General features: G+C 69.4%; 22 protein-coding genes. 8 read left to right on the top strand and 14 right to left on the bottom strand.

Annotation, left to right across the window (positions count from 1 at the left end):
• Window positions 1–2: 2 nt before the first annotated feature.
• From ABNF93_RS04990 to dxr, 4 genes are all read right to left on the bottom strand, one after another.
• Window positions 3–848 carry a GNAT family N-acetyltransferase gene (locus ABNF93_RS04990; RefSeq protein ID WP_349326329.1) on the bottom strand — a complete coding sequence of 282 codons (846 nt, stop codon included), beginning with the start codon at window positions 846–848 and terminating at the stop codon, window positions 3–5.
• A 26-nt stretch (window positions 849–874) separates the two neighbouring features.
• Complete coding sequence (gene ispG / locus ABNF93_RS04985) at window positions 875–2011, bottom strand: flavodoxin-dependent (E)-4-hydroxy-3-methylbut-2-enyl-diphosphate synthase (RefSeq protein WP_349326328.1); 1137 nt, start codon at window positions 2009–2011, stop codon at window positions 875–877.
• A gap of 144 nt (window positions 2012–2155) precedes the next feature.
• On the bottom strand, window positions 2156–3442 hold the full coding sequence (locus ABNF93_RS04980; protein WP_349326327.1) for a M50 family metallopeptidase: 1287 nt from the start codon (window positions 3440–3442) through the stop codon (window positions 2156–2158).
• Window positions 3433–4677: a 1-deoxy-D-xylulose-5-phosphate reductoisomerase gene (gene dxr / locus ABNF93_RS04975; protein ID WP_349326326.1), complete on the bottom strand. Its 1245-nt coding sequence runs from the start codon at window positions 4675–4677 to the stop codon at window positions 3433–3435. Before dxr ends, ABNF93_RS04980 begins: the two co-directional genes overlap by 10 nt.
• A gap of 179 nt (window positions 4678–4856) precedes the next feature.
• Between dxr and ABNF93_RS04970 the strand changes: the two genes are divergently transcribed.
• Window positions 4857–6428, top strand: coding sequence for a PucR family transcriptional regulator (locus tag ABNF93_RS04970; protein WP_349326325.1), 1572 nt, complete (start codon window positions 4857–4859; stop codon window positions 6426–6428).
• 36 nt (window positions 6429–6464) lie between these two features.
• Here the strand turns inward: ABNF93_RS04970 and ABNF93_RS04965 are convergent, their stop codons facing one another.
• The 3 genes from ABNF93_RS04965 to ABNF93_RS04955 are packed head-to-tail and all read right to left on the bottom strand — an operon-like array spanning window position 6465 to window position 9334.
• Window positions 6465–7418, bottom strand: a complete 954-nt coding sequence (locus ABNF93_RS04965; RefSeq protein WP_349326324.1) for a polysaccharide deacetylase family protein — start codon at window positions 7416–7418, stop codon at window positions 6465–6467.
• 60 nt (window positions 7419–7478) lie between these two features.
• Entirely contained in the window at window positions 7479–8693 is a 1215-nt protein-coding gene (locus ABNF93_RS04960; protein ID WP_349326323.1) for an oxidoreductase, read from the bottom strand.
• Complete coding sequence (locus ABNF93_RS04955; RefSeq protein ID WP_349326322.1) at window positions 8690–9334, bottom strand: DUF1989 domain-containing protein; 645 nt, start codon at window positions 9332–9334, stop codon at window positions 8690–8692. The genes ABNF93_RS04960 and ABNF93_RS04955 overlap by 4 nt, the downstream gene beginning before the upstream one ends.
• 240 nt (window positions 9335–9574) lie before the next feature.
• On the opposite strand from ABNF93_RS04955, the gene ABNF93_RS04950 reads away from it, so the two are divergent.
• The gene (locus tag ABNF93_RS04950) at window positions 9575–10486 is read left to right on the top strand and encodes an LLM class F420-dependent oxidoreductase (RefSeq protein WP_349326321.1); all 912 of its coding nucleotides are present in this window, start codon (window positions 9575–9577) and stop codon (window positions 10484–10486) included.
• A gap of 56 nt (window positions 10487–10542) precedes the next feature.
• On the opposite strand, the gene ABNF93_RS04945 is transcribed toward ABNF93_RS04950, so the two are convergent.
• From ABNF93_RS04945 to ABNF93_RS04930, 4 genes are all read right to left on the bottom strand, one after another.
• The gene (locus ABNF93_RS04945) at window positions 10543–11409 is read right to left on the bottom strand and encodes a bifunctional methylenetetrahydrofolate dehydrogenase/methenyltetrahydrofolate cyclohydrolase (protein WP_349326320.1); all 867 of its coding nucleotides are present in this window, start codon (window positions 11407–11409) and stop codon (window positions 10543–10545) included.
• A gap of 67 nt (window positions 11410–11476) precedes the next feature.
• A complete protein-coding gene (purU, locus tag ABNF93_RS04940) occupies window positions 11477–12466 on the bottom strand; it encodes a formyltetrahydrofolate deformylase (RefSeq protein ID WP_349326319.1) in 990 nt (329 codons plus the stop codon).
• Window positions 12467–12849: 383 nt separating this feature from the next.
• Window positions 12850–13704: a helix-turn-helix domain-containing protein gene (locus tag ABNF93_RS04935; protein ID WP_349326318.1), complete on the bottom strand. Its 855-nt coding sequence runs from the start codon at window positions 13702–13704 to the stop codon at window positions 12850–12852.
• Window positions 13685–14203, bottom strand: coding sequence for a DUF6879 family protein (locus tag ABNF93_RS04930; protein ID WP_349326317.1), 519 nt, complete (start codon window positions 14201–14203; stop codon window positions 13685–13687). The genes ABNF93_RS04935 and ABNF93_RS04930 overlap by 20 nt, the downstream gene beginning before the upstream one ends.
• Window positions 14204–14506: 303 nt before the next feature.
• On the opposite strand from ABNF93_RS04930, the gene ABNF93_RS34835 reads away from it, so the two are divergent.
• From ABNF93_RS34835 to ABNF93_RS04910, 5 genes are all read left to right on the top strand, one after another.
• Window positions 14507–15118, top strand: a complete 612-nt coding sequence (locus ABNF93_RS34835; protein ID WP_502877538.1) for a zinc finger domain-containing protein — start codon at window positions 14507–14509, stop codon at window positions 15116–15118.
• A gap of 204 nt (window positions 15119–15322) precedes the next feature.
• Window positions 15323–15814 carry a DUF6328 family protein gene (locus tag ABNF93_RS04925; RefSeq protein ID WP_349326316.1) on the top strand — a complete coding sequence of 164 codons (492 nt, stop codon included), beginning with the start codon at window positions 15323–15325 and terminating at the stop codon, window positions 15812–15814.
• A gap of 5 nt (window positions 15815–15819) precedes the next feature.
• Window positions 15820–17148 (top strand): four-carbon acid sugar kinase family protein, encoded by a 1329-nt coding sequence (locus ABNF93_RS04920; RefSeq protein WP_349326315.1) that lies wholly within the window; start codon window positions 15820–15822, stop codon window positions 17146–17148.
• The gene (gene pdxA / locus ABNF93_RS04915) at window positions 17145–18146 is read left to right on the top strand and encodes a 4-hydroxythreonine-4-phosphate dehydrogenase PdxA (protein WP_349326314.1); all 1002 of its coding nucleotides are present in this window, start codon (window positions 17145–17147) and stop codon (window positions 18144–18146) included. The genes ABNF93_RS04920 and pdxA overlap by 4 nt, the downstream gene beginning before the upstream one ends.
• 108 nt (window positions 18147–18254) lie before the next feature.
• Window positions 18255–20456 (top strand): outer membrane protein assembly factor BamB family protein, encoded by a 2202-nt coding sequence (locus ABNF93_RS04910; RefSeq protein WP_349326313.1) that lies wholly within the window; start codon window positions 18255–18257, stop codon window positions 20454–20456.
• A gap of 18 nt (window positions 20457–20474) precedes the next feature.
• On the opposite strand, the gene ABNF93_RS04905 is transcribed toward ABNF93_RS04910, so the two are convergent.
• The 3 genes from ABNF93_RS04905 to rlmN are packed head-to-tail and all read right to left on the bottom strand — an operon-like array spanning window position 20475 to window position 23293.
• Entirely contained in the window at window positions 20475–21365 is an 891-nt protein-coding gene (locus ABNF93_RS04905) for a phosphotransferase family protein (protein ID WP_349326312.1), read from the bottom strand.
• 11 nt (window positions 21366–21376) lie between these two features.
• A complete protein-coding gene (locus tag ABNF93_RS04900; protein WP_349326311.1) occupies window positions 21377–22141 on the bottom strand; it encodes a class I SAM-dependent methyltransferase in 765 nt (254 codons plus the stop codon).
• Between the two features lie 30 nt (window positions 22142–22171).
• Window positions 22172–23293 (bottom strand): dual-specificity RNA methyltransferase RlmN, encoded by a 1122-nt coding sequence (gene rlmN / locus ABNF93_RS04895; protein ID WP_349326310.1) that lies wholly within the window; start codon window positions 23291–23293, stop codon window positions 22172–22174.
• A gap of 356 nt (window positions 23294–23649) precedes the next feature.
• Here rlmN and ABNF93_RS04890 point away from each other — a divergent pair, with 356 nt between their 5' ends.
• Window positions 23650–24072 carry a TIGR03668 family PPOX class F420-dependent oxidoreductase gene (locus tag ABNF93_RS04890; protein WP_349326309.1) on the top strand — a complete coding sequence of 141 codons (423 nt, stop codon included), beginning with the start codon at window positions 23650–23652 and terminating at the stop codon, window positions 24070–24072.
• Window positions 24073–24086 lie beyond the last annotated feature (14 nt).

Below are 24086 nucleotides of genomic sequence, written 5' to 3'. Positions count from 1 at the left end.
TATCAGAACAGCACGGTCATGAAGGTGCTGGCCTGAGTGAAGCCGACCCGCGCGTAGGCGCGACGGGCCGCGAGGTTGAAGTCGTTGACGTACAACGTCGCCACCGGCGCGACATCGCGCAGCCCCGCCGCGACCACCGCGGCGACTCCCGGTGCCGCCAGCCCTTCCCCGCGCCGCTCGGGCCGCACCCACACCCCCTGGACCTGGAACGTACGCCGAGTGGCGACCCCGATCTCGGCCTTGAAGACGACCTCTCCGTCCTCGATCCGGGCGTAGGCCCGGCCCTGCCGCACCAACTCGGCGACCCGGGACCGGTAGTAGGCCCCACCGTCCCTCGCCTCGGGAGAAACCCCCAACTCCTCACGGAAGAACGCCACGCTCGCGTCGTAGACGAGCCCCAGGTCTGCGATCGTGACCCGGCGTACCAACGGATCCGGGCGGACGGCAGGCTCCCGCCGCAACGTGAGGAACGGCTGGTCGGCGCGGACGCCGCGGGCGGCACCCCAGGAGGGTTCCAGCACCTCCCACAGGGCCGCGACGGCGTCACGGGGGCCCCACACCGACGAGCAGTGGCGCCCGACGCGCAGCGCGCGTTCGGCGAAGGCGGAAGCGGCGGCCGACGTGGCCGCCACAGGGACGAGGTTGGCCCCGGAGTAGCACAACGACACGAGCCGGCCGCGGTGGGCGAATCCCCACAACTGGCCACCCATCCGGCGAAGATCGGATCCCGCGGCCTCGACCCGCGCGTCGACGAAGACATTCGTCACCGGGTCGGCGTCGAGCACCCGGCGGACGGCACGCAGGTCCCCCGCATGCAGAAGTCGGACCCGCTCGGTGGTCTCGAGCATCCGCCCTCCTTCCGCGGCACCGGGCCTCAGCGCACTTCGACCTCAGGTGATCCCGACGGTACCCCGGATCGGGTAATCTCCTCCGAGATCCGCATCGCCTCGTCGATCAACGTCTCGACGATCTCGCTCTCCGGCACAGTCTTCACGACCTCGCCCTTGACGAAGATCTGGCCCTTGCCATTGCCCGAGGCGACACCGAGATCGGCTTCGCGCGCCTCCCCCGGCCCGTTGACGACACAGCCCATGACGGCCACCCGCAGGGGAACCTCCATACCCTCCAGGCCGGCCGTCACCTCCTCGGCGAGTTTGTAGACGTCGACCTGGGCACGACCGCACGACGGGCAGGACACGATCTCGAGCTTGCGCGGACGCAGGTTGAGCGACTCGAGGATCTTGATGCCGACCTTGACCTCTTCGACCGGTGGCGCGGACAGGGACACCCGGATGGTGTCGCCGATCCCCTTGGCCAGCAGGGCGCCGAACGCCACCGCCGACTTGATCGTCCCCTGGAACGCCGGACCGGCTTCTGTCACGCCGAGGTGCAGGGGGTAGTCGCACTGCTCGGACAGCAGTTCGTACGCCTTGACCATGACCACCGGGTCGTGGTGCTTGACGGAGATCTTGAAGTCGCCGTAACCGTGCTCCTCGAACAGGCTCGCCTCCCACAGCGCCGACTCGACCAGCGCCTCCGCACTCGGCTTGCCGTACTTCTCCAACAGGCGCGGGTCGAGCGAACCGGCGTTGACACCGATCCGGATCGACACGCCCGCGTCGGTGGCCGCCCTGGCGATCTCGGCCACCTTGTCGTCGAACTTCCTGATGTTGCCGGGGTTGACGCGAACCGCGGCGCATCCTGCGTCGATCGCGGCGAAGACGTACTTCGGCTGGAAGTGGATGTCGGCGATCACCGGGATCTGCGACTTCCGCGCGATGGCCGGCAACGCCTCGGCGTCGTCCTGGCTTGGCACGGCGACCCGCACGATGTCACAACCACTCGCGGTGAGTTCCGCGATCTGCTGCAGCGTGGCGTTGATGTCGGTCGTGGGGGTCGTCGTCATCGACTGCACCGACACCGGCGCGTCGCCACCGACAAGCACCTTGCCGACCCGGATCTGGCGGGTCTTGCGGCGCTCGGCAAGGGTGGGCGGCGGAGCGGCTGGCATGCCTAGATCAACGCTTGTCACCATCAGTCCTTCGTTGCTTCGCGGCAGTCATTCGTTGCTTCGCGGCAGTCCTTCGTTGCTTCCGGCGTCTGGTGTCCCTCTACCGTCTCTCAATTCTCCGTCACACGCTCTGCCAACCCCGCCTCAGCCCGGCAATCGCACGGGATTGACGATGTCGGCGTAGATCAGCAGGACGCCCATCACGACGAGAACGCTCGCCACGGCGTAGGCGATCGGCAGCGCCCGCGCCACGTCGACATAACCGGGATCGGGGCGCTTGAGCAGCCGGGCGATCGCCCGGCGGAGGCCTTCGTACAGGGCACCGGCGATGTGACCGCCGTCCAGCGGGAGCAGCGGGATGAAGTTGAACAGCGCGACGAACAGGTTGAGGGCGGCCAACCACTGGATGAAGCCGGCGATCCGGCTGGACACGGGGATCTCGAGCGTCGCGATCTCGCCAGCCACCCGGCTGGCGCCGATGATGCTCATGGGACTGTCCTGCGCGCGCTCTCCGCCGAACGCGGCCTGGGCCACGCCGACCATGCGGTCCGGGATGTGCGCCATCGCCTGCACTGTCAGGCCGGTGATGCGACCCATCTCGCCGAAGACCGCTACCGGTCCCTGGCGTTCGTGCACCATCTTCGGTGAGATGCCGAGGTATCCGACCCGCTCGGTCCGGGTGGGGTTGTCGGGGTTCGGCCGGTCCGTGGCGATCAGGTCGGCCCGCAGGTCGCGCCGCGTGCCGTCACGCTCGACCGTGATGGTCACGGCACCGGCGTCGGAGTCACGGATGTGCGCGGAGATCGCGGCCCACGACGCCACGGGGCTGCCGTTGAACGCCACGATCTCGTCGCCCTGCTCGAAGCCGGCCTGCTTGGCGGGTGAGACCGGATCCCGGTCGGTGCACTTGCGCTGACCCTCGCTCGCGGGGATCACACAGTCCGGCACCATGCTGACGACCGGTTTCGGGACGAAGGTGCCGAAGCCCATGAGGACGACGCCGAAGAGGATGATCGCCAGGAAGACGTTCATGAGCGGACCACCGCTCATGATGATCAGCTTCTGCCACCACTTCTTGGTGTAGAAGAGCCGGTGCTCCTGGCCGGGCGCGGTCTCCTCGGCCGATGCGCTCCGCGCCTCCTCGACCAGCGTCTGGAAAGGACCCGTGCTCGACCGCCGGAGTCGACCGTCGCGGGCGGGCGGGAACATCCCGATCATGCGTACGTAGCCGCCGAACGGGATCCACTTGATGCCGTACTCCGTCTCGCCCCGCTTGCGCGACCAGAGCGTCTTGCCGAATCCGACCATGTACTGCGTCACCCGCACGTCGAACAGCTTCGCGGGCACCATGTGCCCCACCTCGTGGAGCGCGATGGACGCGAGGACGCCGGCGAAGAAAACGACGGCGCCGAAGATCGCGATCAGGTCCATGCGGACAGATCCTTTTCGTCGGGGGTTGCGGCAGGTGACGCGATGAGCTGGGTGGCGCGGGACCGGGCCCACGTCTCGCCGGCGAGCACGTCGGCAAGAGTCGAGACGCCGCCCGGGGATACCGAAGTGTCGCCGCGAGTGTATTCGTCGAGGATGTGAGCCACGGTGTCGACGATGCCGAGGAAGGACAGCCGGCCGTCGACGAACGCGGCGACGCACTCCTCGTTGGCAGCGTTGTAGACCGCGGGCGCCGCACCGCCCCGCTCACCGGCCGCACGGGCCAGGCGGATCGCGGGAAACGCCTCGTCGTCGAGAGGCTGGAAGTCCCAGGTGGACGCCTGAGACCAGTCACAGGCCGGGGCGGCGTCGGGCACCCGGTCGGGCCAGCCGAGCGCGAGGGCGATCGGCAGCCGCATGTCCGGCGGGCTGGCCTGGGCGAGGGTCGAGCCGTCGTGGAACTCCACCATCGAGTGCACGATCGACTGCGGGTGGACCACGACCTCGATCCGGTCGTACGGGATGTCGAAGAGCTCGTGCGCCTCGATGACCTCGAGACCCTTGTTGACCAGGGTGGCGGAGTTGATCGTGATGACCGGGCCCATGTTCCACGTGGGGTGCGCGAGCGCCTGCTCAGGTGTCACGTCGGTGAGGTCGGCCCGCTGGCAACCACGGAACGGGCCGCCACTGGCGGTGACGACGAGCCGGCGTACCTCCTCCCGCCGGCCGCCACGCAGACACTGCGCGAGGGCGGTGTGCTCGGAGTCGACCGGGACGATCTGACCCGGCTTCGCGGCCGCCTTGACCAGCGGTGCGCCGGCGATGAGCGACTCCTTGTTGGCGAGGGCGAGGGTGCGGCCTGCCTCGAGTGCCGCGAGCGTGGGAGCGAGCCCGACCGAACCCGTCATGCCGTTGAGTACGACGTCACAGGGCCACCGGGCCGCCTCGCTGGCGGCGTCCGGCCCGGCGAGGATCTTGGGGATCGCGAACTCCCCCGCGCTGTATCCGTGCTTCTGCGCCGCCGCGTAGATCGCCAGCTGGAGGTCCTGGACGGCGCTGGCCTTCGCGACGGCGACGACATCGACGCCCAACTCGAGCGCCTGCCGCGCGAGGACCTCCACCTGGCTGCCGCCCGCGGCCAGGCCGACGACCCGGAACCTGTCCGGATTGCGGCGTACGACATCGATCGCCTGGGTACCGATCGAGCCGGTCGAGCCGAGGATCATGACCTCACGCATGTGGACCAGTCTCCCTCATGACCATGGACCGGTGTCCCGCATGGGGTGGCCTTCACCAGGTCAGGTACTCGAGAAGATCAACTGCCGGCTCCTGATCGCACCCGGACCCCTCAGGCGGGGCCGGGCGGCGGTAGACGAACCTCCTCTGGACCGCCTTGCAGCATGGATAAGCTCACAGCGTGCTGACGTTGCGTGGCCTCGTCGACAACCCCGCACTCGAGCTGCGGGTGCTCGCCGAAGGCGCGCCAGGCGCCCTGGACAGCGAAGTGCTCTGGGTGCACAACACCGAGCTCCCCGACCCGTCCCCGTACCTCCGCAACCGCGAACTCGTCCTCACCAACGGACTGTGGCGTACTGACGCGGCCATGTCCGCGACCTTCGTCGCCAACGTCGTGCGAGCGGGCGCCGCAGGGATCGTGTTCGGCCTTCGTGATTCGACGCCGCGCACGCCCGAGGATCTCGTCGACGCATGCCGAGGGGCGCAGCTTCCCCTCGCGGAGATCTCCACCGAGGTGCCGTTCACCGCGCTCACCCAGGCCGCAGCCGACATGTACGCCGACGAACGCCAGAGCGCGATCCTGGGTGCCGTCCGCCGGGGCAACGCGCTGGCCGAGACGATCTCGCGCGGGTTCGGGGCTTCGGGCGTGCTCGGCATCCTGCGCCGCGACCATGAGCTTCCACTCGCGGTCGTCGACCGTTCCGGACGGCTGCTCGCGGCCGCGGACTTCCACCTCGATGCAGCGGCCCTGGACATGGTGGTGGAAGCACTGAACCGGCACCCGCCTCCGCTCGAACTCGACCTCGGCCCGTCAGGCCCTGCCACCGTGTTCCTGGTGGGGGCGCTCACCGACGTCGACGCCGCCCTGCTCTGCCTGCGTCCAGCCTCCGCACTCCGCGGTCGGGTCGGCCAAGCCCTTGAGCAGGCGGCCACGTTCCTGAGCCTCGAGTTGGCCAAGCAACAGGCGGTGCAGGCCATCGAGATGCGTTTCGCCGGCGAGCTGATCGACATGATTCTCTCCGGCGGTAGCCGGGCCGCCGCGGTGGCCGAGCGGCTGCACGCCTTCGGCATCGACGCCGGCGGCCCGCTCGCGGTCTGCGCACTAGCGTTCTCTGGCGGTGGAGCGGCCGCGCCACCCACCCTCGCGGAGACGGTCGGTGAGTTCTTCGTCGGCGAAGGCGTTCCCGCCGTGGTGATCACCGGCAGCGACGACGTGATCGCCGTGCTGTCCTGGCGCGGTCCCGGGCGAGAGCTGCCCGCGTTCGCGCACACGCTCGTGGCGGCCGTCGAGGATCGCCACGCGCAGCTGCGCCCGGTGATCGGCATCGGCGACGTCGTTCCGGACGCTTCCGGGCTACGGCGTCCGTTGGTGGAGTCACGGGACGCCTGCCGGTTGCTGCGCCAGCGTTCCGGCGGCCCGCAGGTCGGCAGCCTTTCTGAACTGGGCACCCACCGGATCCTGCTCGGACTACAGGATCCAGAGGTCGTCCGCAGGTTCGCCGAAGGGGTCCTCGGTCCACTGCGAACCTACGACGACCGCCGCGGAGCGGGCCTGGAAGCCACCCTCCGCAGCTTCCTCGCCCACGACTGCCAGTGGGCGGCGACCGCGGCGGCGCTCTTCATCCACGTCAACACCCTGCGGAACCGGCTGACCAAGATCACCGAACTCACCGGCAAGGACGTCAACCACACCGCGGACCGGGTGGACCTCTTCCTCGCCCTCGAGTCCGACGCGGCGATCACCCACCGCTGAGTCCCGCCGGGACGCCCGATCCGCGGCGCTACTGCGTTACGTCCTCCCCATGCCAACCGCTGGGCCCACCCCTGGGCTCATTCCTGCGCTCATTCCTGCGCTCATTCCTGGGCCCACCTCGGGGTACACCTCCGGGTCGGCGATGACCGGACGCAGTTCGACGGTTCGGACAGCCGGATCATCGAGCGTCGCGGCAGCCACCTCCCGACACCGTGCGAACCGCACGTCGCCGCACTCCTTCGCGTACTCGATCAGCCGCCGCAACGCCAACGCCCGCCCGGGCCGACCGGAAAGGAACGGGTGGCAGGTGAGGTTGAACAGGCAGTGGTAGTGGCGCATGGCATCCAGCTCGTCCTGCCACATGGCGAGCACCTTGCGCGGTGACTCGATCACCTGACCGATGGGCGGATCGGGCAGGAAGGCGTACTGCTCCCAGTCGTCGAGCGACCAGTGCACGGGAAGCTCGACAACGTCGCCGGCACCGGTCCTGACCTGGTAAGGCCGGTCATCGCCCATCCAGGACGAGTCGTAGCGCAGGCCGTGCTCGGCGACCAGTTCCGCGGTCTGCCAGGTCGCCTCCCAACCGGCCGCCCGGTGCCCTGTCACCTCGATGCCCTGGTCGGCGAAGACCCGCAGGGCACGCTCGAAGTCCGCCCGCTCCTGTGCCGGAGTCAGCTGGGTCGGCGGCCGGTGGCTGTAGGAATGGTGGGCCACCTCGTGACCGCGGCCCGCGATCTTCGCCGCGAGGCCGGGTCGCTGCTCGGCGACCCAGCCAGGTACGAAGAACGTCGCGGGTACGCCGAGTTCGTCGAGCAGGTCCAGCAGCCGGGGTACCCCCACATCCGGGCCGTACGCCTGGTGGGTCATGGTCGACGCGTGCCGGGCGTAGCGGCGGCCCTGGGCGAGGATGGCCGCTTCGGCGTCCACGTCGAAGGTCAACGTGGCCACGGCAGCCGCACCGCCGAGCCAGGAGCGTGCGTTCGTGGGCATACGGGAGTCTGTCACCCGGCGCCCGTCCCTTCCCGCATCCGCCTGCTCACGTCCGCCTGCTCAGGTCCGCGCCTCTTCGGATCCGGCTGCGGCCGTATCCGACGAGGGGAGATCGACGGCCCTCCGCCAGCGTTCGGCGTTCTCCAGGGTCGCCATCGGCGTCAGCATGGAGTGGTCGAACGCACGCAGACGCTCGCCGGCGGCCAACCGCTGCGGGAAGTCCGGGTTGGCGAGGGCGCCGCGGGCGAGCGCGAGCATGTCCGCGTGACCACCGGCCAAGACCTGTGCCGCCTGTTCGGGATCGTGCATGCCACCGTTGGCGATCACCGGAAGCCCGCTCACCTCGCGGGCAAGTGCGGTGATGGTGCCGCCGGGTCCCGCGCCGTTGCCGTCCCCGTCCCCGTCACTGTCCAGTCGGGCGGTTTCGATCCAGTTGCGCCCTTCGCTGGCGACATGCAGGTAGGTCGCACCCGCCTCGCCCAGAGCGGCGAAGATCACCCGGGCGTCGGCACTTCCTCCCGGCCAGCGGTACTCGAAGTCGTTCACCTTCGTCTGCGACAGCCGAACGCCGACCCAGAAGTCGGGACCGAGCGCCACCCTGATCGCGGTCACGATCCGCGCCGTGAGCCGCACGCGGTTGGCGACCGACCCGCCGTACTCGTCGTCGCGATGGTTGGTGTAGGTCGTCAGGAACTGGTCGAGCAGGTAGCCGTTCGCCGCGTGCACCTCGATCCCGTCGAAGCCAGCAGCACGGGCGTGCGCGGCCGCGTCGACGAATCCCTCCACCGCCTCGTCGATGTCGTACGCCGTCATCGCCGCGGGCACCGGCCAGAGCCCGCTCCCGCGGTACTCCGGCATCATCTCCCCGCGTGGGCGGATCGCCGACGGGCCGACTGTCCCGTCACGATGCGGATTGCCCTGCGACAGAGCCCCCGCGTGCATGAGTTGGGCGACGATACGGGCCCCCTCCGCGTGAACCTTGGCGGTGACCTCCGTCCATGCGGACACCTGAGCCGGTGACGCGAGACCAGGCTGATGGAGATAGCCCTGGCTGAACGTCTCGTCGGTGTAGGTTCCCTCCGTGATCACCAGCCCGAATCCGCCACGCGCGAAGCGGGCGTAGTAGTCGACCATCGCCGGCGTGGGTACTCCGGCAGGCGACGCGGAGACCCTGGTCATCGGTGCCACGGCCAACCTGTTGGCCAGCGTCTGACCAGCCAGGCGGGTAGGCGCCAGGGCAGGGTGCTCCAGCCGGACTGCGTTCGAATGACTCACGCTCTTCCTTCTCTCTTTCGTACGGACGTCAGCTCGAGGCCGAGCGCGGTCGGACCGGGGCCGTTGATGCCGACGATGTCCTGAGGACAGGCGGACACGACGACAACACAGTCGAGAAGCGCCTCGAAGCTGACGCTGTCGCCCGCTCGGCTCGCTGCCGGAAGCCACCGCAGCCCACCGTCCGCGTCGACGGTGATCCGCATGAACACGTTGATGGGCTGCGGGGTGTGGGTGATCGGCGTGTTCAGGTCGGCGAGGGCGCGGTGGAGGTTCTCCGCGCACGAGGGATGCCCAGCCGAGGCGCCGAGCCCGGCGTAGCGGGCGGGGTCGCACGCGGCGATCAACATGTCGTGCGAGCCGCGTGACGTGTCGTCCAGCAACCTCAGCATCGGGCGCCGGCGATTGGTGAAGAACGCCTCGCCGACGGCAGGGAACAGCCGTCCCACGGCTGCACGCGTGTGCGGGGCGCTGTGGTATTCGAGGGGGTCGTCACGGACGAACGCGAAGACGTCGCCCACCTGCTGGCCCTCGAGATCCACCACGCGCAGCATCTGACCGGCCGCCAGGGCGAGAGCACGCGCCCCACCGGCAGGGACAACGGTGTGCTGACGTGGCGGGTGGGTGGGCAAGATCTCCTCCATGCGGATCACTTCACCATGGCTGAATCACGAGAGTCGATGGAGATACCTCCAGAGACTCATTCACCTTCTGGATGATCGCCCAGAGAAACGTGAGCTCTCTGCGGCATCGGGTCTGAGCCTGGTGCGCGGTCGACGACGCGGCTCGGGCATACGTCGCGCCCAGCAGAAGTTCTCCACTGACGACGCCGGACGACCGCACTGCCGCCCTCGACAGGACAACCCACACCCGAGAGGTCATCGATGACAAGCAGGATCGACACCGCAGCCTGGAAGCAGCGCCTCGGCCAGGTCGGCACCTGGATCGCCGCCCTCAACGGACTACCCGCAGGGCAGGTTCGCGAGGCCGCGGCGGAGATCGAGGAACTCGGGTACGGCTCGCTGTGGCTTGCGGACACACCGGCGACGAAGGAGCCGTTCAGCAACGCCGCGATCCTGCTCGCCGCAACGAACCGCCTTTCGCTCGGCACCGGGATCGCGAACGTGTGGGGCCGCGACGCCGCCGCGATGAACAGCGGGGCGAAGACTCTCGGCGAGGCGTTCCCGGGCAGGTTCCTGCTCGGCCTGGGCGTGAGCCACCAGCCGCCCGTCGCCGCACGTGGCCACACCTACGAACGCCCGCTCGCCAAGATGCGCGGCTATCTGGACGAGATGGCGGCGGCGGCGTACGTGGCGGCGGAACCGCCCGAGCCGGTGCCCTGCGTCCTGGCGGCCCTACGCCCGAAGATGTTGGAGCTGTCGCGCGACCGTACCGACGGCGCTCATCCGTACTTCGTCCCCACCACCCACACGGCGAGGGCCCGGGAGATTCTCGGCGAAGGACCGCTGCTCATCCCCGAACAGGCCGTTTTGGTCGAGACCGATCCGGGCCGGGCGAGGGAGGTCGGCCGCGAGCACACGGCGTTCTACCTGCGGCTGCCGAACTACGTGAACAGCCTGCGCGCACTCGGGTTCACCGAGGAGGACGTCGCGAATGGTGGGAGTGACCGGCTGGTCGACGCGGTCGTCGCGTGGGGATCGGTCGACGCCGTACGCGATCGGGTGAAGGAGCACCTCGACGCCGGTGCCGACCACGTACTTCTCCAGCCGCTCGCCCCCGACCGCGGACTCGACCTCGGTCAACTCCGCGAACTCGCCCCCGCGCTCGTCGGCTAGCGGGACGCCTCCACGGCCGCGGCACCGGGAGAGCCGTGCGGCTGTGGTGACCCGTCCTAGGTCGGCTGACCGCTTGCCGATGCGGCTTCGGCCGCGTCGACGACGTTGGTGAGGAGCATCGCCCGCGTCATAGGACCCACACCGCCCGGCATCGGCGCCAGCCAGCCGGCCACCTCGCGCACACCCGGGTCGACGTCGCCCACGAGGCCGGCGTCGGTCCGGGTGATGCCGACGTCGAGGACCGCCGCGCCCGGACGCACCATGTCCGCAGTGACGAGCCCCGGCACCCCCGCGGCCGCCACCACGATGTCGGCAGCCCTGACGTGAGCGCTGAGGTCCTTCGTCCGGGTGTGGCAGAGCGTCACCGTGGAGTTCTCGGACCGGCGGGTGAGGATCAGACCGAGCGGGCGGCCGACGGTGATGCCGCGTCCTATGACGCAGACCTCCGCGCCGGCGAGCTCGACGTCGTACGTCCTGAGCAGCTCGACGATCCCCCGCGGCGTACACGGAAGGGGCGCCGGCTTGCCGTGCACCAGCCAGCCGAGGTTGACCGGGTGCAGGCCGTCGGCGTCCTTGGCAGGATCCATCCGGGCCAGCACGCGGTTGGCGTCGAGCCCCTTCGGCAGCGGCAGCTGAACGATGAAGCCCGTGCACGCCGGGTCGGCGTTGAGCCGCTCCACCTCCGCCTCCACCTCCTCCTGGGTCGCCGTGGCCGGCAGCTCCACCCGCATGCTCGCGATCCCGACCTGGGCGCAGTCGCGGTGCTTGCCGCGGACGTACGCATGGCTGCCCGGGTCGTCACCGACCAGCACGGTTCCCAGGCCCGGCGTGACACCGCGCGCCCGCAGTGCTTCGACCCGAGCGGTCAGGGTGGTACGAATCGCCGCCGCCGTCGCCTTGCCGTCCAGAATCCGTGCCGTCATGCCGCTCCTTGTCCGGTGCTTGTCATCGCAAGGTCTGTCATCGCAAGCCCACTCGACTGAACTCCACTCAACGAAAGACCACGGTCCGCCCGCCGTTGAGAATGACCCGGTGCTCCAGGTGCCAGGTCACTGCCCTGGCGAGCGCGAGGCTCTCCAGGTCGCGGCCCACCGCCGCGAGCTTCGCCGGGGTGAGCGAGTGGTCCACCCGCGCCACCTCCTGCTCGATGATCGGTCCCTCGTCCAGGACCTCCGTCACGTAGTGGGCGGTGGCGCCGATCAGTTTGACGCCGCGTTCGTACGCCTGGTGATAGGGCTTGGCGCCGGCGAAGCTCGGCAGGAACGAGTGGTGGATGTTGATCGCCCGCCCGACCAGCTTCTCGCAGAGTTCGTGGGAGAGGACCTGCATGTAGCGGGCCAGGACCACCAGGTCGACCTGGTGTTCGGTCACCAGGTCGAGGATGCGTTCCTCCTGTTCCCGCTTCGTCTCCGGGGTGACGGGGAGGTGATGGAACGGCAGGCCGACCGACTCCACCATCGGACCCGCGTCGGGATGGTTGGAGACGACCGCCGCGATGTCGGCCGGGATCGCGCCCACCCGGCAGCGGTAGAGCAGGTCGTTGAGGCAGTGGTCCTGCTTGGAGACGAGGACCAGCAGGCGTTGCCGCACCGCGAGGTCGCGCACCTGCCAGTCCATGCCGAACTCGGCACCCACCGGAGCGAACCCCACCTGGAGATCGTCGAGGGTCACCTCGGGCGACTCGGCCTGGACATGGACGCGCATGAAGAAGCAGCCACCCTGCCGGTCGCTGAACTGCTGGCTGTCGACGATGTTGCAGGAGTGTTCGGCGAGGAAGCCGGACACGGCGTGGACGATCCCGAGCCGGTCGGCGCAGGAGAGGGTGAGGACGTACTCGCGAGGAGTGGCGGTGTCGCCGGTCCCCCTGGCCTCGCCGACGCCGGCTGCGACCGGTGGGCCGAGCGGGCCGAGCGGGCCGACCGGGCTGAGCCCCGGGGCGCTCGCCGGAGCCCTGTCCGCTGCTGAATCGGTGGTGCTCATGAAAACCTCGTCGTTCTGGGTCGCATCGGGACTCGGCAGGCAGTGGGGTCCCGGGCCGCGCCATTGTCTCGCGCGCCCCGCCCCGCACTTCTCGTACCCTCCCGTGGGCCCCTGGCCCCTGCGGCGCCGAGAAGGATCAGGCAGGCATGATCATCCCCGCGGTAGGCGGGGTGTTTGGCGTACATCTGCGCAAATGCTGGAGACAAGCCCGGCGAACCCTGAACCCGACAGACGCATCGACGGCCTCCGGCGGGGGAAGTACGGACGGCCGATCCCGACCGCAATCAGACGGCCTGGCATAGCGGGTGAAACTGGACAAACCGACTCCCGAGTTTGCAAGTCACCGCCCCACCCGTCCAGCCGGAGCATCGCGGGATGTCTGGTCAGTCGTTCAGCTCACCAAGGGCCTTGACGATGAGGGCTCGCGCCTCGCGGCCGTGAAGGGCCGAACCTTTGAGCACCTCGAACATTCTCGCGTAAAGCTGGATCTCTGATGGCTGCGTGACCTCGATGCTCGCCGTTGGCGTCTCCAGTGCGACAAGGGCATCATCCAAGATCCAGAAACCGGCCGACGGGACGCCTACGCGGTGAGTCATCAGCGGGATAATCCCGAGGTAGACGTTCGACAGGGACATGAGCTCAAGGAGCCGGCCAAGCTGCCCGGCCTGTATCTCAGCGGTCCCAAACCATGTTCGCAGGGCTTGTTCTTCGAGGAGGACAGCGAACCGTTTTCCGCTCCGATAAAGAACCTTCTGCCGCTCCATGCGGACGCCGACAGCCTCTTCCACGTCGTTAGGGGTTCCCAAGAATTTGATCCAGAAGGATAGCATTGCGGCCGAGTACTCAGCCGTTTGGAACAGTCCCGGTATAACGTTGTGCTCGTAGATACGGAAAAAACTTGTCTGGTCATAGCGTTGTAGCGTGTGCGCGCCGAGAACACGTTTCATCCCGGCGCGGGACTGCCGGCGATACTCAAGATAGGCGGATTCGACCGCGCGGAGGCTGGCGACCAGGTCAGGAACTTGATCGTCCGCTGAGCATGCGCGGCACCATTCCTGTATGTCCTGGTCAGTTGGCGTCTGTACGCCATTCTCAATCTTGCTGATTCGCGTGTAGTGCTGGCCGGTCACCATCGCCAGTTGCCGCCCCGTTAAACCTGCCTCCTTACGCAAGTCCCGAAGGCGAATCCCCAGCGCTTGCCGCGCCCGTTTAGGGGAGCTAGAGGGGTTCGTATTCACGGTGAGGTACTGCTAGCTTCCAAACTGCCTCGAACGAATCGCGGCAGAGTTTGATATCGTGCGGGTCTGTGGACGTTACCTTATCGACGCCAAGGCCATTTCCCGCATAATGCAGGAACACAACCAGCCGATCATCTAATAGGTAGAAGTCGTTGCCGGGCAGTGCGATCGAAGACGCGAGCCTACGCGGAACCCACCGGATGTCCTCGCCCGCGTCCACCATGGGATGGGCGATGGCATACGACCAGCGCTGGTAATCACTGAGTGGCTCTGACACAATACGCGCACGGCGGATGGACCTTCCAGCCTTCACATGCTCGCGCAAGGTAGCGCACCAATCCTGGAGCCATTCCAGGTCGTCATGCTCACCTGCGGCCCATTGCGCCATATGTGGAAGCTCAACCGCCGTACCGTAGGCGTCACGGGTTTCTAGATGAATCGATTCCCGCTCGAAGTCCAGCAGGAGCCGGTCAAAGTCTTCATCCGTTATCGATGCCACGGTCTCCCTGCCCGAAAAACCGGATCATCCTGTCCGGAATCTCCACGCACGTCTCACCCTCGGGTAGGTCCACCTGCGCCAGCGCATCAGCGTCGTTGACGACCCATCCTTGCACTACCCAAGATCCCCGATCGGTGCGGTAGAGCGTAGGTGATCCCGTGGGGTTCGACTCGGGATCCTTAGCGACGAACGTCAGGCGCATGGCTCTACCCCACTCTCTGGTTGCGGGAAGTTGCGGACCCATCATCAGCCGCATGCACTCGCGCGTCAACGCTTCTGGCTGAGGTTTCTTAGGGAGCACCCATGTTGATGCCTTACCAGATTGATGTTCTCGCAGGTCAGCGACCCACGTCTCGCGACGGTGCGATCGATCGTCGCAACTTTTCGCAACTTGCTTCAACCTTGCCCGAACCTGCCCGTAGCGTCTGCTGGTGTGACGCGGCGGTTGGTCGACCCGCTCGAACAGCCCTGGGTCGCGAGACGGTCCTGGCCCGCTACGCGACACCAAACCGGGTGCGTGGTGTTCTCTCCCATCCGTCTCGCGGGGGAGGCGGTTCCACCGTGCCGCGGACAAGACACGGGAGGCGAGCACGTGCGGTCGCTCAGGTGGGAGGTCGTGTGGTTTCTGTTTTGGGCTGGGCTCGGCTTCGGGTTGGTCGCGATGGGACTGGGGAAGTCATGGATTGCTACGAGCGGGTAATCGACACCGGCGTCCTGGACTGGATCTGGGACGGCAGACTCACCGAACGCGGTTACAGCGAAGGCGACTTGGGGACCACGGCGCGCATCCTGGCACGGCCGTGTCCGCTGTGCAAAGCGCAGCCCGGCGAGTGGTGCCGCACCGCTGGGGGTCATGTGCTTGACCATCTGGACAAGGCACATGTGGTCCGCCGTCCCATGCTCCGGTCACGGTGAGCGTCTGTCCATCGGTGGTGAGTGTGAAACTCACCCTGAACGAGGGTGAGGGTCGTCATCGGCGCTCCCCGTCGCTGCCGCGCCTGCCGAGGAGTTTCCCAGCGGCGCGGCCTGGTCGCCGCGCGATCCCGAGGACAACGAGTTCTGCGTGACCTGAGCCTGCAGGTCCTTGGCTCCCCCCACCATGGCGGGCATCATGCAGGAGTGGCGAGCGACGAGCACCCGACCAGCGCGGACCGGCGGGAGACACCTCTGGAGCGGGCGGACCGCAACTTCCAGGAGCTGATCGCCGAGCTAAGGGTGCTCCAGACGGGTGTGCAGATCCTGTTCGGCTTCCTGCTCATCCTGGCGGTCCAGCCGCGGTTCGCCGAGGCCTCGGCGTTCTCGCGGGTGACCTACATCGTCACGCTGATCCTCTGCTGTGCCGCGACCGCACTGCTGATGGCCCCGGTCGCCTACCACCGCATGCTGTTCGCCAAGGGTCTCAAACCCGAGGTGGTCCGCGCCTCCGACCGGTTCGCCCGCTGCGGCATGACCACGCTGCTCCTCGCGATCGCCAGCGCGGTCCTGCTGGTCATCGATCTCGTCCTCGGTCTCACGCTCGCGATCGTGCTCGCCAGCTGCGTCGGCGTGCTGTTCGCTCTGCTCTGGTATCTCCTTCCGCTGCGCCGGCTCCGCCAGTACGGGCGGATGTGACCCCCGTGCCTCACCCGAAGGCCCGGATCGGTGTCGTCGCCGATGATCTGACCGGAGCCGCTGACACGGCGGTGGGGTTCGTACGTTCGGGACTCTCGGCGCTCGTCACCTGGGCAGACCAGGAGCACGCCGGCACGCCCATGGAGGTCGACGTCCTGGCGATCGACTCCGGCACCCGGGCGCTCGGTCCTCCGCGCGCTGAGGCGACCACCCGGCGGATCGTCGGCCAACTCCGCGCGTCGAGAGTGCGAACCCTCTACAAGAAGGTCGATTCCCTACTACGCGGACATGTCGGGGTCGAGGTCAAGGCCGCATTGACAGCGTGGGAGCCGGACGCGGTGGCGATCGTCACACCCGCCTTCCCTGCGACCGGGCGTACGACAGTCCGCGCGCAGGTCCTCGTCGACGGCGTACCACTGGACCGTCCGTCGATCAGCCGCCTGCTCACCGACGCCGGCCTCGCCGTGGCGCGTGCAGACCTGGCGGACGTACGCAGCGGTGCGCTGGCGGCCGCGTTCTCTGCCCATCGCGGCGCCGGGAGCCAGGCGATCGTGTGCGACGCCGAGACCGACGCGGACCTGCGCTCGATCGCCGCAGCCGGTGCGGACCTGGGCTCCTGCGTGGTGTGGGTGGGTTCCGGCGGCCTCGCCGCCACCCTCTCCACTGGCCTCTCCACTGGCCTCTCCACCGGCACCACCGACGGGACCGCTCTCGCCGACCTCACCGGGAGCGCCCTCGCGACCACCAACCCGGTCCTACCCGCCGCTTGGGGCGGGCACGTCACACCCGCGGCCAGCGGACCGGTCCTCCTCGTCGTCGGCAGCACGGCGGTCATCGCCCGCGCACAGGTCGACCACCTCGCCGCGGCCGGCGTCGCACACGTCACGATTCCGGTCGCCGCGCTGGGGAGTACGCACGAACCGAACGGAGGGCAAGGCGTTCCGGGCGGGTCACCTGTCGCGGAGGTGATGGCGTGCCTGCACGCGGGACGCGATGTCATCGTCACCCTCGGCGCCGACGCGGGACGACCGGACGCCACCGACGATGCGAATCTCACCACCGGTCTAGGCCAGCTCCTCCGTCCCTGCGCGCCACTGGTGGGCGGCCTGGTGGCAACCGGCGGCGACACCGCGACCGGCGTCCTCCGCGCCTGGGGCACGACCGCGCTCCACCTCGTCGGCGAGGTCGAACCCGGTGTCCCCCTGTCCCGCAGCATCGGGCCGCGGCCGATCCCGGTCGTGACGAAGGCCGGCGCGTTCGGGCGCACGGGCACTCTGGCCGCCGCCCGTGCGAGGCTCGAAGCAGTCCTCACCCGAGCCGAAGGAGAACGATGAACCGTCCTGTCATCGCCATCACCATGGGCGACGCCGCCGGGGTGGGTCCCGAGGTCATCGTCAAGGCCCTGGCCAGGGCAGACGTCCACGACCTGCTTCGCCCCCTCGTCATCGGCGACGTGGCCCGGCTCACCAGAGCGGCCGATATCTGCGGCCTCGACGTCGCCGTCCGCCCGGTCGCCCAACCGTCGGACGCCGCGTACACCCCCGGCACCATCGACTGCATCGACCTCGCGCTGATACCCGCCGACCTGCCGTTCGGAGAACTGTCACCCGTGGCCGGTGAGGCGGCCTACCGCTGCATCGAACGCGCCGTCGCACTGGCGACCGCCGGCGAGGTCGACGCGATCTGCACGGCACCGCTCAACAAGGAGGCGCTCCACGCCGCCGGCCACCGCTTTCCGGGCCACACCGAGATCCTCGCCGACCTCACCGGCACCCCGGAGGTCTCGATGATGCTCAGCGCGCCCACCCTGCGGGTGGTGCACTGCACGACGCACATCGGTCTGGTCGACGCGGTCGAGCGGATCGATCCCGCCCTGGTCGAACGCACGATCCGGCGCGGCCACGAGACGCTCGTCCGGTCAGGGATCGCGAGCCCGCGCATCGCGGTGTGCGGCATCAACCCGCATGCCGGCGAGAACGGCCTCTTCGGCCGGGGCGAGGAGGAGGCGAAGGTCGCTCCGGGCGTCGCCGCCGCCCGGGCCGACGGCATCGACGCGACCGGGCCGCTGCCCGCGGACACCGTGTTCTTCAGGGCGGTCCGCGGCGACTTCGACCTCGTCGTCGCGATGTACCACGACCAGGGCCACTGCCCGGTGAAGGTGCTCGGCCTGGAATCCGGTGTCAACATCACGGTGGGGCTGCCGGTCGTGCGTACGTCGGTCGACCATGGCACCGCGTTCGACATCGCCGGCACCGGCACCGCCGACGAGCGCAGCATGCTCGAAGCCCTCCGCCAGGCGGCCGAACTGGCTCCGCAGCGCACCGAAACGTAGTTTCACCGACCGGTTCGGGCCTGTTCACCGTTTTCGGATTCAAGGGGTTCCCGGTACCGACTAGCCTCCGGACGCCGATCGCGATCAGCCCATCCGTACGGAGGAACCATGGCCAACCCCCACCTGGACCGGCGAAAGGTGCTGCGGATGGCCGGCACGGGAGCGGTCGGAGCCGCCACCGTCCTCGGGACGCAGGCGCTGCCACGGCATCGCCCGGCACATGCTGAAACCCTGCGGGAGCCGGCAGCGGCTCCACTGTCCTTCGCGGTCGTCACCGACACCCACGCGAACCCGGTGGAGGGGACCCGGCTGGGTTGGCTGCGCCTCGCCTTCGCCTCGATCGCGGCGGGCAACCCGGCATTCGTCCTCAACGCCGGCGACATCACCGACTACGGCGGCGACGACGAGTACGACGCCTACCTCTCCACCGTTCCGGACGCCCTTCGGCCGAAGCTGCGGCACGTCCCGGGCAACCACGAGATGCGCTGGGACGTGCATGGCGCCGAGCTCTACCACCGGCTGTTCGGGCCGACGCCGTACTCCTTCGACGTCGCCGGCCTGCACGTCGCCGGCCTCGACCCGACGCAGTTGCTGCAGGAGCCAGGCCACTTCGGGCGGGAGCACCTGCGGTGGATCGCGAACGACCTGCGGGGTGCCGGGCCGAGCGTGCTGTTCCTGCACTACCCGTTCGGTGCCGAGCACTACTTCGTCAATGACCAGGACGCGTTCTTCGAGACGGTCGCCGACCTGCCGGTGCGGGCCGTGTTCGCCGGCCACATCCACCGCGAACAGGTCGTACGCACGAACGGGTTCACCCAGGTGGCGGCCGAGGCGGTGAAGGACGGCGCGTTCTACTACTGGGTGGAGCGGACGAGCGACGCGAGCCATCCGGTCCTGCAGGTCTGGGCCGTGGCGGTGGCTGCCGACGGGTCGGACACGCGACGTGAGCTGGTCACGATCCCGCTCGGCGGCGACGGCGCGGACCGCGGCCTGCGCCCGGTGCGGATCGACCTGGGCGGGCCGACGGGCGACGCGCTGCAGGTCACCGTCGGGCTCGACACGTCCGCGCCCGCCGCCGGCGTACGGGCACAGGTCTATCCCCAGGCGGTCTTCGGCGGCGGGAGCGCAGGCACGTGGGTCGACCTCGCACCCACAGATGGCGCCTGGTCGGGCTCGCTCAGTGTGGCGGGACTCGCCGCCGGCATCCACCGGATCCAGGTCCGGGTGGGCGGGACCTCAGGGGCGAGCCACGATGCGACCGCGACGCTCTCCGTACCACCGGCCGCGGGGGCACCGGTCGACCGCTGGCAGGCCCGGATACCGGGCAGTGTGCAGGGCGCCCTCGCCGAACGCGACGGCCTGGTCGTCGCCGCCAGCACGACCGGCCAGGTCGAGGCGTTCCGGCCGCGCGCGACGAAGCGGGCCGTGGTGTGGCGAGCCACGGTGGGGGCGGCCTACCGCGGTCCGGCGTTCGCCTCCGGCGGCGAGACCGTCATCGTCGGGTCGGCCGACCATCGCCTCTCCGCGCTCGACGCGGGATCGGGCCGCGTCCGATGGCGGTTCAGCCCCGACGACCCTGTGCTGAGCAGTCCGCTCGTCGCGTCGATCGGTGGCGGCGAGTTCGTCCTCTTCGCGGCGGGACGCAGGCTCCACGCGGTCGACACGCGGACCGGTCGCGCACGCTGGTCGGCCGACCTGCACGGGTTCTTCGCGGGGCGGGTCGCCTGTGACGGGACCCGGGTGTATGCCGGCAGCGGCGACGGCCGTGCGTACGCCCTCGACGCCGCCACCGGCGAGCAGCTCTGGTCGGTATCGATGACCACTCGGTCCGACGTCTACGGGCGGCTGCTCTACGGACCGTGGGACGACACGGTCGAGCTGCTGCCCGGCGGCCTCGTGCTCGTCTCGACAGTGAGCAGCGCGACGGCGATCGACGCAGCGACCGGTGCGGCGGCGTGGACGGTCGCCGGCAGCCACATGTACACGCCGGCCCGCCTCGTCGACGACTCCCTGCTGCTGGTCGACGAACGCGGCAAGGTCCAGCTCGTCGATCCGGCCACCGGTGTCGCGCGATGGGTACGCGAGCTCGGCGTCCGGGCGTTCAACGCCGGACCGGTGATCAGCGGCGGCCTCGCGTGGCTCGTTGCCGCGACCGGACTGCTGGTCGGGATCGACCTGGCGTCCGGTGAGGTCCGACACCGGCGCCAGCTGGGTCCGAGCAACACCTTCAGTACGCCCGCACTGGTCGACAACCTTCTCGTCACCGCTGACCAGGACGGCCTGGTCCGCGGGCTCACCCTCCCCGGGTAGCCGCGGCCGCGGTGCCCGTCAGGAGTCCATCCGGGTCTCGGCGAGGTCGAGCCAGTCCTCCACGTCGCCCGGTGAGAAGTGCCGGATCGCCCAGTCGACCTGGCGCAGGCTCATGTGCGCCCAGTAAAGGCGGAGCGTCGCCGGGTCGAGGAGGTCGTCCAGCAACCCGTCGAGCCAGCGCCCGAGGGTCGGGTCCGACATCATCGCGAACCGGAGCGTCACCAGGCAGAACCGCCGGTCGCCCCTCCCGATGCCGTCCCAGTCGACGATGCCGGTGATCGCGCCGCCACCGGCCGGCATCGACCCGGCGACGAGAACGTTGCCCGGGTGGTAGTCGAGGTGGACGAGATCGTCACCGGTCATCGTCGTCGGCTCGGACGCCCCGACCGTACGTACCCACTCCAGGAGTCGGCGGGTCCGGACGTTGTGCAGCTCCAACGGCCGGTGCAGGCAGAACCCCGGACCGCTCCCCCGCAGCCACATGTCCGGCCGCTCGACGTCAGGTCGGTCGGCGAGCAGCCCGGCGAACCCTTCCACGAGCTCCACCAACTGCTCGACCAGAGCGCGGTCAGGGTGCGAGGGCGGTGCGCCCGGCAGGCGTTCCTGCACGATCGCGAGCGCTCCTGGCACCTCCGCGATCAGGTCGTACACCGGAACCGGCAGACCACGCTCCCTCGCCAGCGCGAGGATCTCCGCGGTGCGGCGTACCTGGCCCACCGGTCCGTCAGGCAACCAGGTCAGGACTCCCTCGCGCCCGTCGGACCATCGGACGTACGCCGCGCCCACCTGGCCGCCCGGCGCGGGTCCGACCAGCGTCAGCCGGGCGTCGGTGTGCGCGTTGACGAGCGCGACGAGCCGGTCGGGTTCGAGCCGCCGGACCGGCGCGAGAGCGGCGTCGTCGACAGACACGGGCGCCGACTCTACCCGCGGGCCCACCCGGTCTTCTGCCAGGCCAGCAGTCGGTAGGTCGGCGGCGTCCGCGCCAGGTCGGGGTCAGGAAGAGCGCGCAGGTCGCGGATCAGCGCTTCCTTCCGGCGCGGTTCGACGTGCTGGTACGACCGCGACGACGACTCGAGGACGTCGGCCAGGGCGGCTGGGACCCGGCCCTGTCCATGACCGACGAACCCGCCCTCCGCCTGGAGTGTCAACCCCGCCTTGCGGGCGAGGACCTCCACCTGCCCGCGGGCGTCCGTGGGCGCGGCGCCGCCCTGCGTACGTCCGTACGACACGAGCAACCGTTCCACGTCGGTGTCGGGCGGATGGCCCGCGTCCTTGTCCACGGTCGACACGAGCATCCCGCCCGGCCGGAGCACCCGGGCCGCCTCGGACACCACCGCGGCCACCTCGACCGGCGATGCCAACAGGTGCAGCAACCACACCACGACAACCGCGTCGACTCGACCGGTCGCGAACGGAAGCCGGGTCGCGTCGCCCCGGAGCGTACGACCGGGACACCGTCCGGCCGCGAGCGCCAGCATTCCGGCCGACCGGTCACACACGACGGCGTCGTAGCCGCGGCGGGCCAGCCTGGAAGCGACGAGACCGGTACCGCCCGCCACATCGAGCACGGTCCGAGCCCGCACGGCCCGAAGGAGGGAGGCGATGGCATCGGCCGCGGCCTCCGCCCGCGCCACCCCGCCCCTCGTGTCGTCGTAGCGGGCCGCCTCGACGTCATAGTCGAGCATCAGCGCCGGAACGCGGGCCGCACCACCGGCTCACGCCTCCTTGGCCGCGAGCTGCCCACAGGCGCCGTCGATCTCCCGGCCGCGGGTGTCGCGAATGGTCACCGGCACGCCGTGCGCCTCCAGCCGCCGTACGAACTCCCGCTCGTCCTCGGGCTCGGAGGCGGTCCATTTCGAACCGGGCGTGGGATTGAGCGGGATGAGGTTGACGTGCGCCAGCCGGCCGCGCAGCAGGCGGCCAAGCAGATCCGCCCGCCACGCCTGGTCGTTGATGTCGCGGATCATGGCGTACTCGATCGACACGCGGCGGCCGGTCTGCGCGGCGTACTCCCAGGCGGCGTCCAGGACCTCGGCAACCGGCCAGCGGGTGTTGATCGGTACGAGCTCGTCGCGGAGCTCGTCGTCCGGCGCGTGCAGTGACACGGCCAGGGTGACGGCGAGACCTTCCTGCGTGAGCTGCCGGATCCGCGGCACGAGGCCGACGGTGGAGACCGTGATGCCCCGCTGGGACAGGCCGAGCCCGGCAGGAACCGGGTCGGTGAGCCGGCGCACGGCCGAAAGCACGGTCGCGTAGCTCGCGAGCGGCTCGCCCATGCCCATGAAGACGACGTTCGAGACCCTGGCGGGACCGCCAGGAACCTCACCGCCAGCGAGCATCCTCGCCCCGGCCACCACCTGCGCGACGATCTCCGCCGCCGACAGGTTGCGGGTGAGTCCCGCCTGGCCGGTCGCGCAGAACGGGCAGGCCATGCCACAGCCGGCCTGGCTGGACACGCACATCGTCACCCTGGCCGCCTGCGCCCCCGAACCGGGATAGCGCATCAGCACGCTCTCGACCAGTGCGCCGTCGAACAGCCGCCACACCGACTTGACGGTGCTGCCGCCGTCGCAGGCCAGCGTGCGGACGGGAGTCAACAGGACCGGCAACGCGGCGGCGGCGATCTTCTCACGCCGCCCGGCCGGCAGATCGGTCATCTCGCCCGGGTTGTCGGTGAATCGACCGAAATAGTGGGTCGAGAGCTGGCGGGCGCGATAGGCCGGCTCACCCAGCTCCACCAGGAGATCCTTGCGTGCGGCGAGGTCGAGGTCGGCGAGGTGACGTGGCGGCTTCGCCCTCCGGGGCGCCGCGAAGACGAGATCTGGATGCGCAGACATGGCGTCGGCCATCCTCGCATGCGTACGCCTCCGGTAATCCGTCCGCGCCATGTCAGGGTCGCCGATACCGGATCGGGTCGGACGGGGACGGCTCGCAGTTGGCGCGATCGCCGAAATTGCCGGCCTGAAATTCGATGGCGGAATACCCACGTCCTGCGGCGTCCAGTACGGACAATTGACGCGCCGAAATTGGTTTCGCCGATGAATTGCGAGCGACGCCGCGAGCGGGAATTCCGCGAGGCCTGAAAAGGTCCGCGTGAGGGCGCTATAGGCTCGCTGCATGCTCATCGGAGCCGTTCGCCTACACGCCGGAATCTCCCGCGCGGTACGCCGACACCCGCGGCAGGTTCGCCACGATGCGACTCGCTGAAGCCGACGCCCGCGAACGCTTCGCCGGCGGCCGTACGGCCCACCTGGCGATGGCCGACGAGAGTGCCCGACCCCACGTCGTGGTGGTGACGTTCGCCGCCGTCGGGTCGGTCGTCGTCACCGCAGTCGACAGCAAGCCGAAGACGACGCCACGGCTCCACCGACTGCGACTGATCGCCGCGAATCCGCAGGTGAGCATCCTCGTCGATCAGTACGACGACGCCGACTGGACACGGCTGTGGTGGGTGCGTGGCGACGGTGTCGCCCACATCCTCGACACCCCCGAGGAGTCTGCCGAACCGCGGTCGTGGCTGGTCGCGAAGTACGCTCAGTACGCCGCCGAACCGCCGGCCGGACCGGTCATCCGGATCGAGGTCGCACGGTGGTCGGGATGGGCGTACACCGGGTGAGGGCACGCGACTGA

This window comes from Actinopolymorpha sp. B9G3 (genome assembly GCF_040120725.1).
Classification (GTDB): Bacteria; Actinomycetota; Actinomycetes; order Propionibacteriales; family Actinopolymorphaceae; genus Thermasporomyces.
The sequence above is the reverse complement of the archived record's forward strand: the minus strand, read 5'-3'. Positions and strand labels throughout refer to the sequence as shown.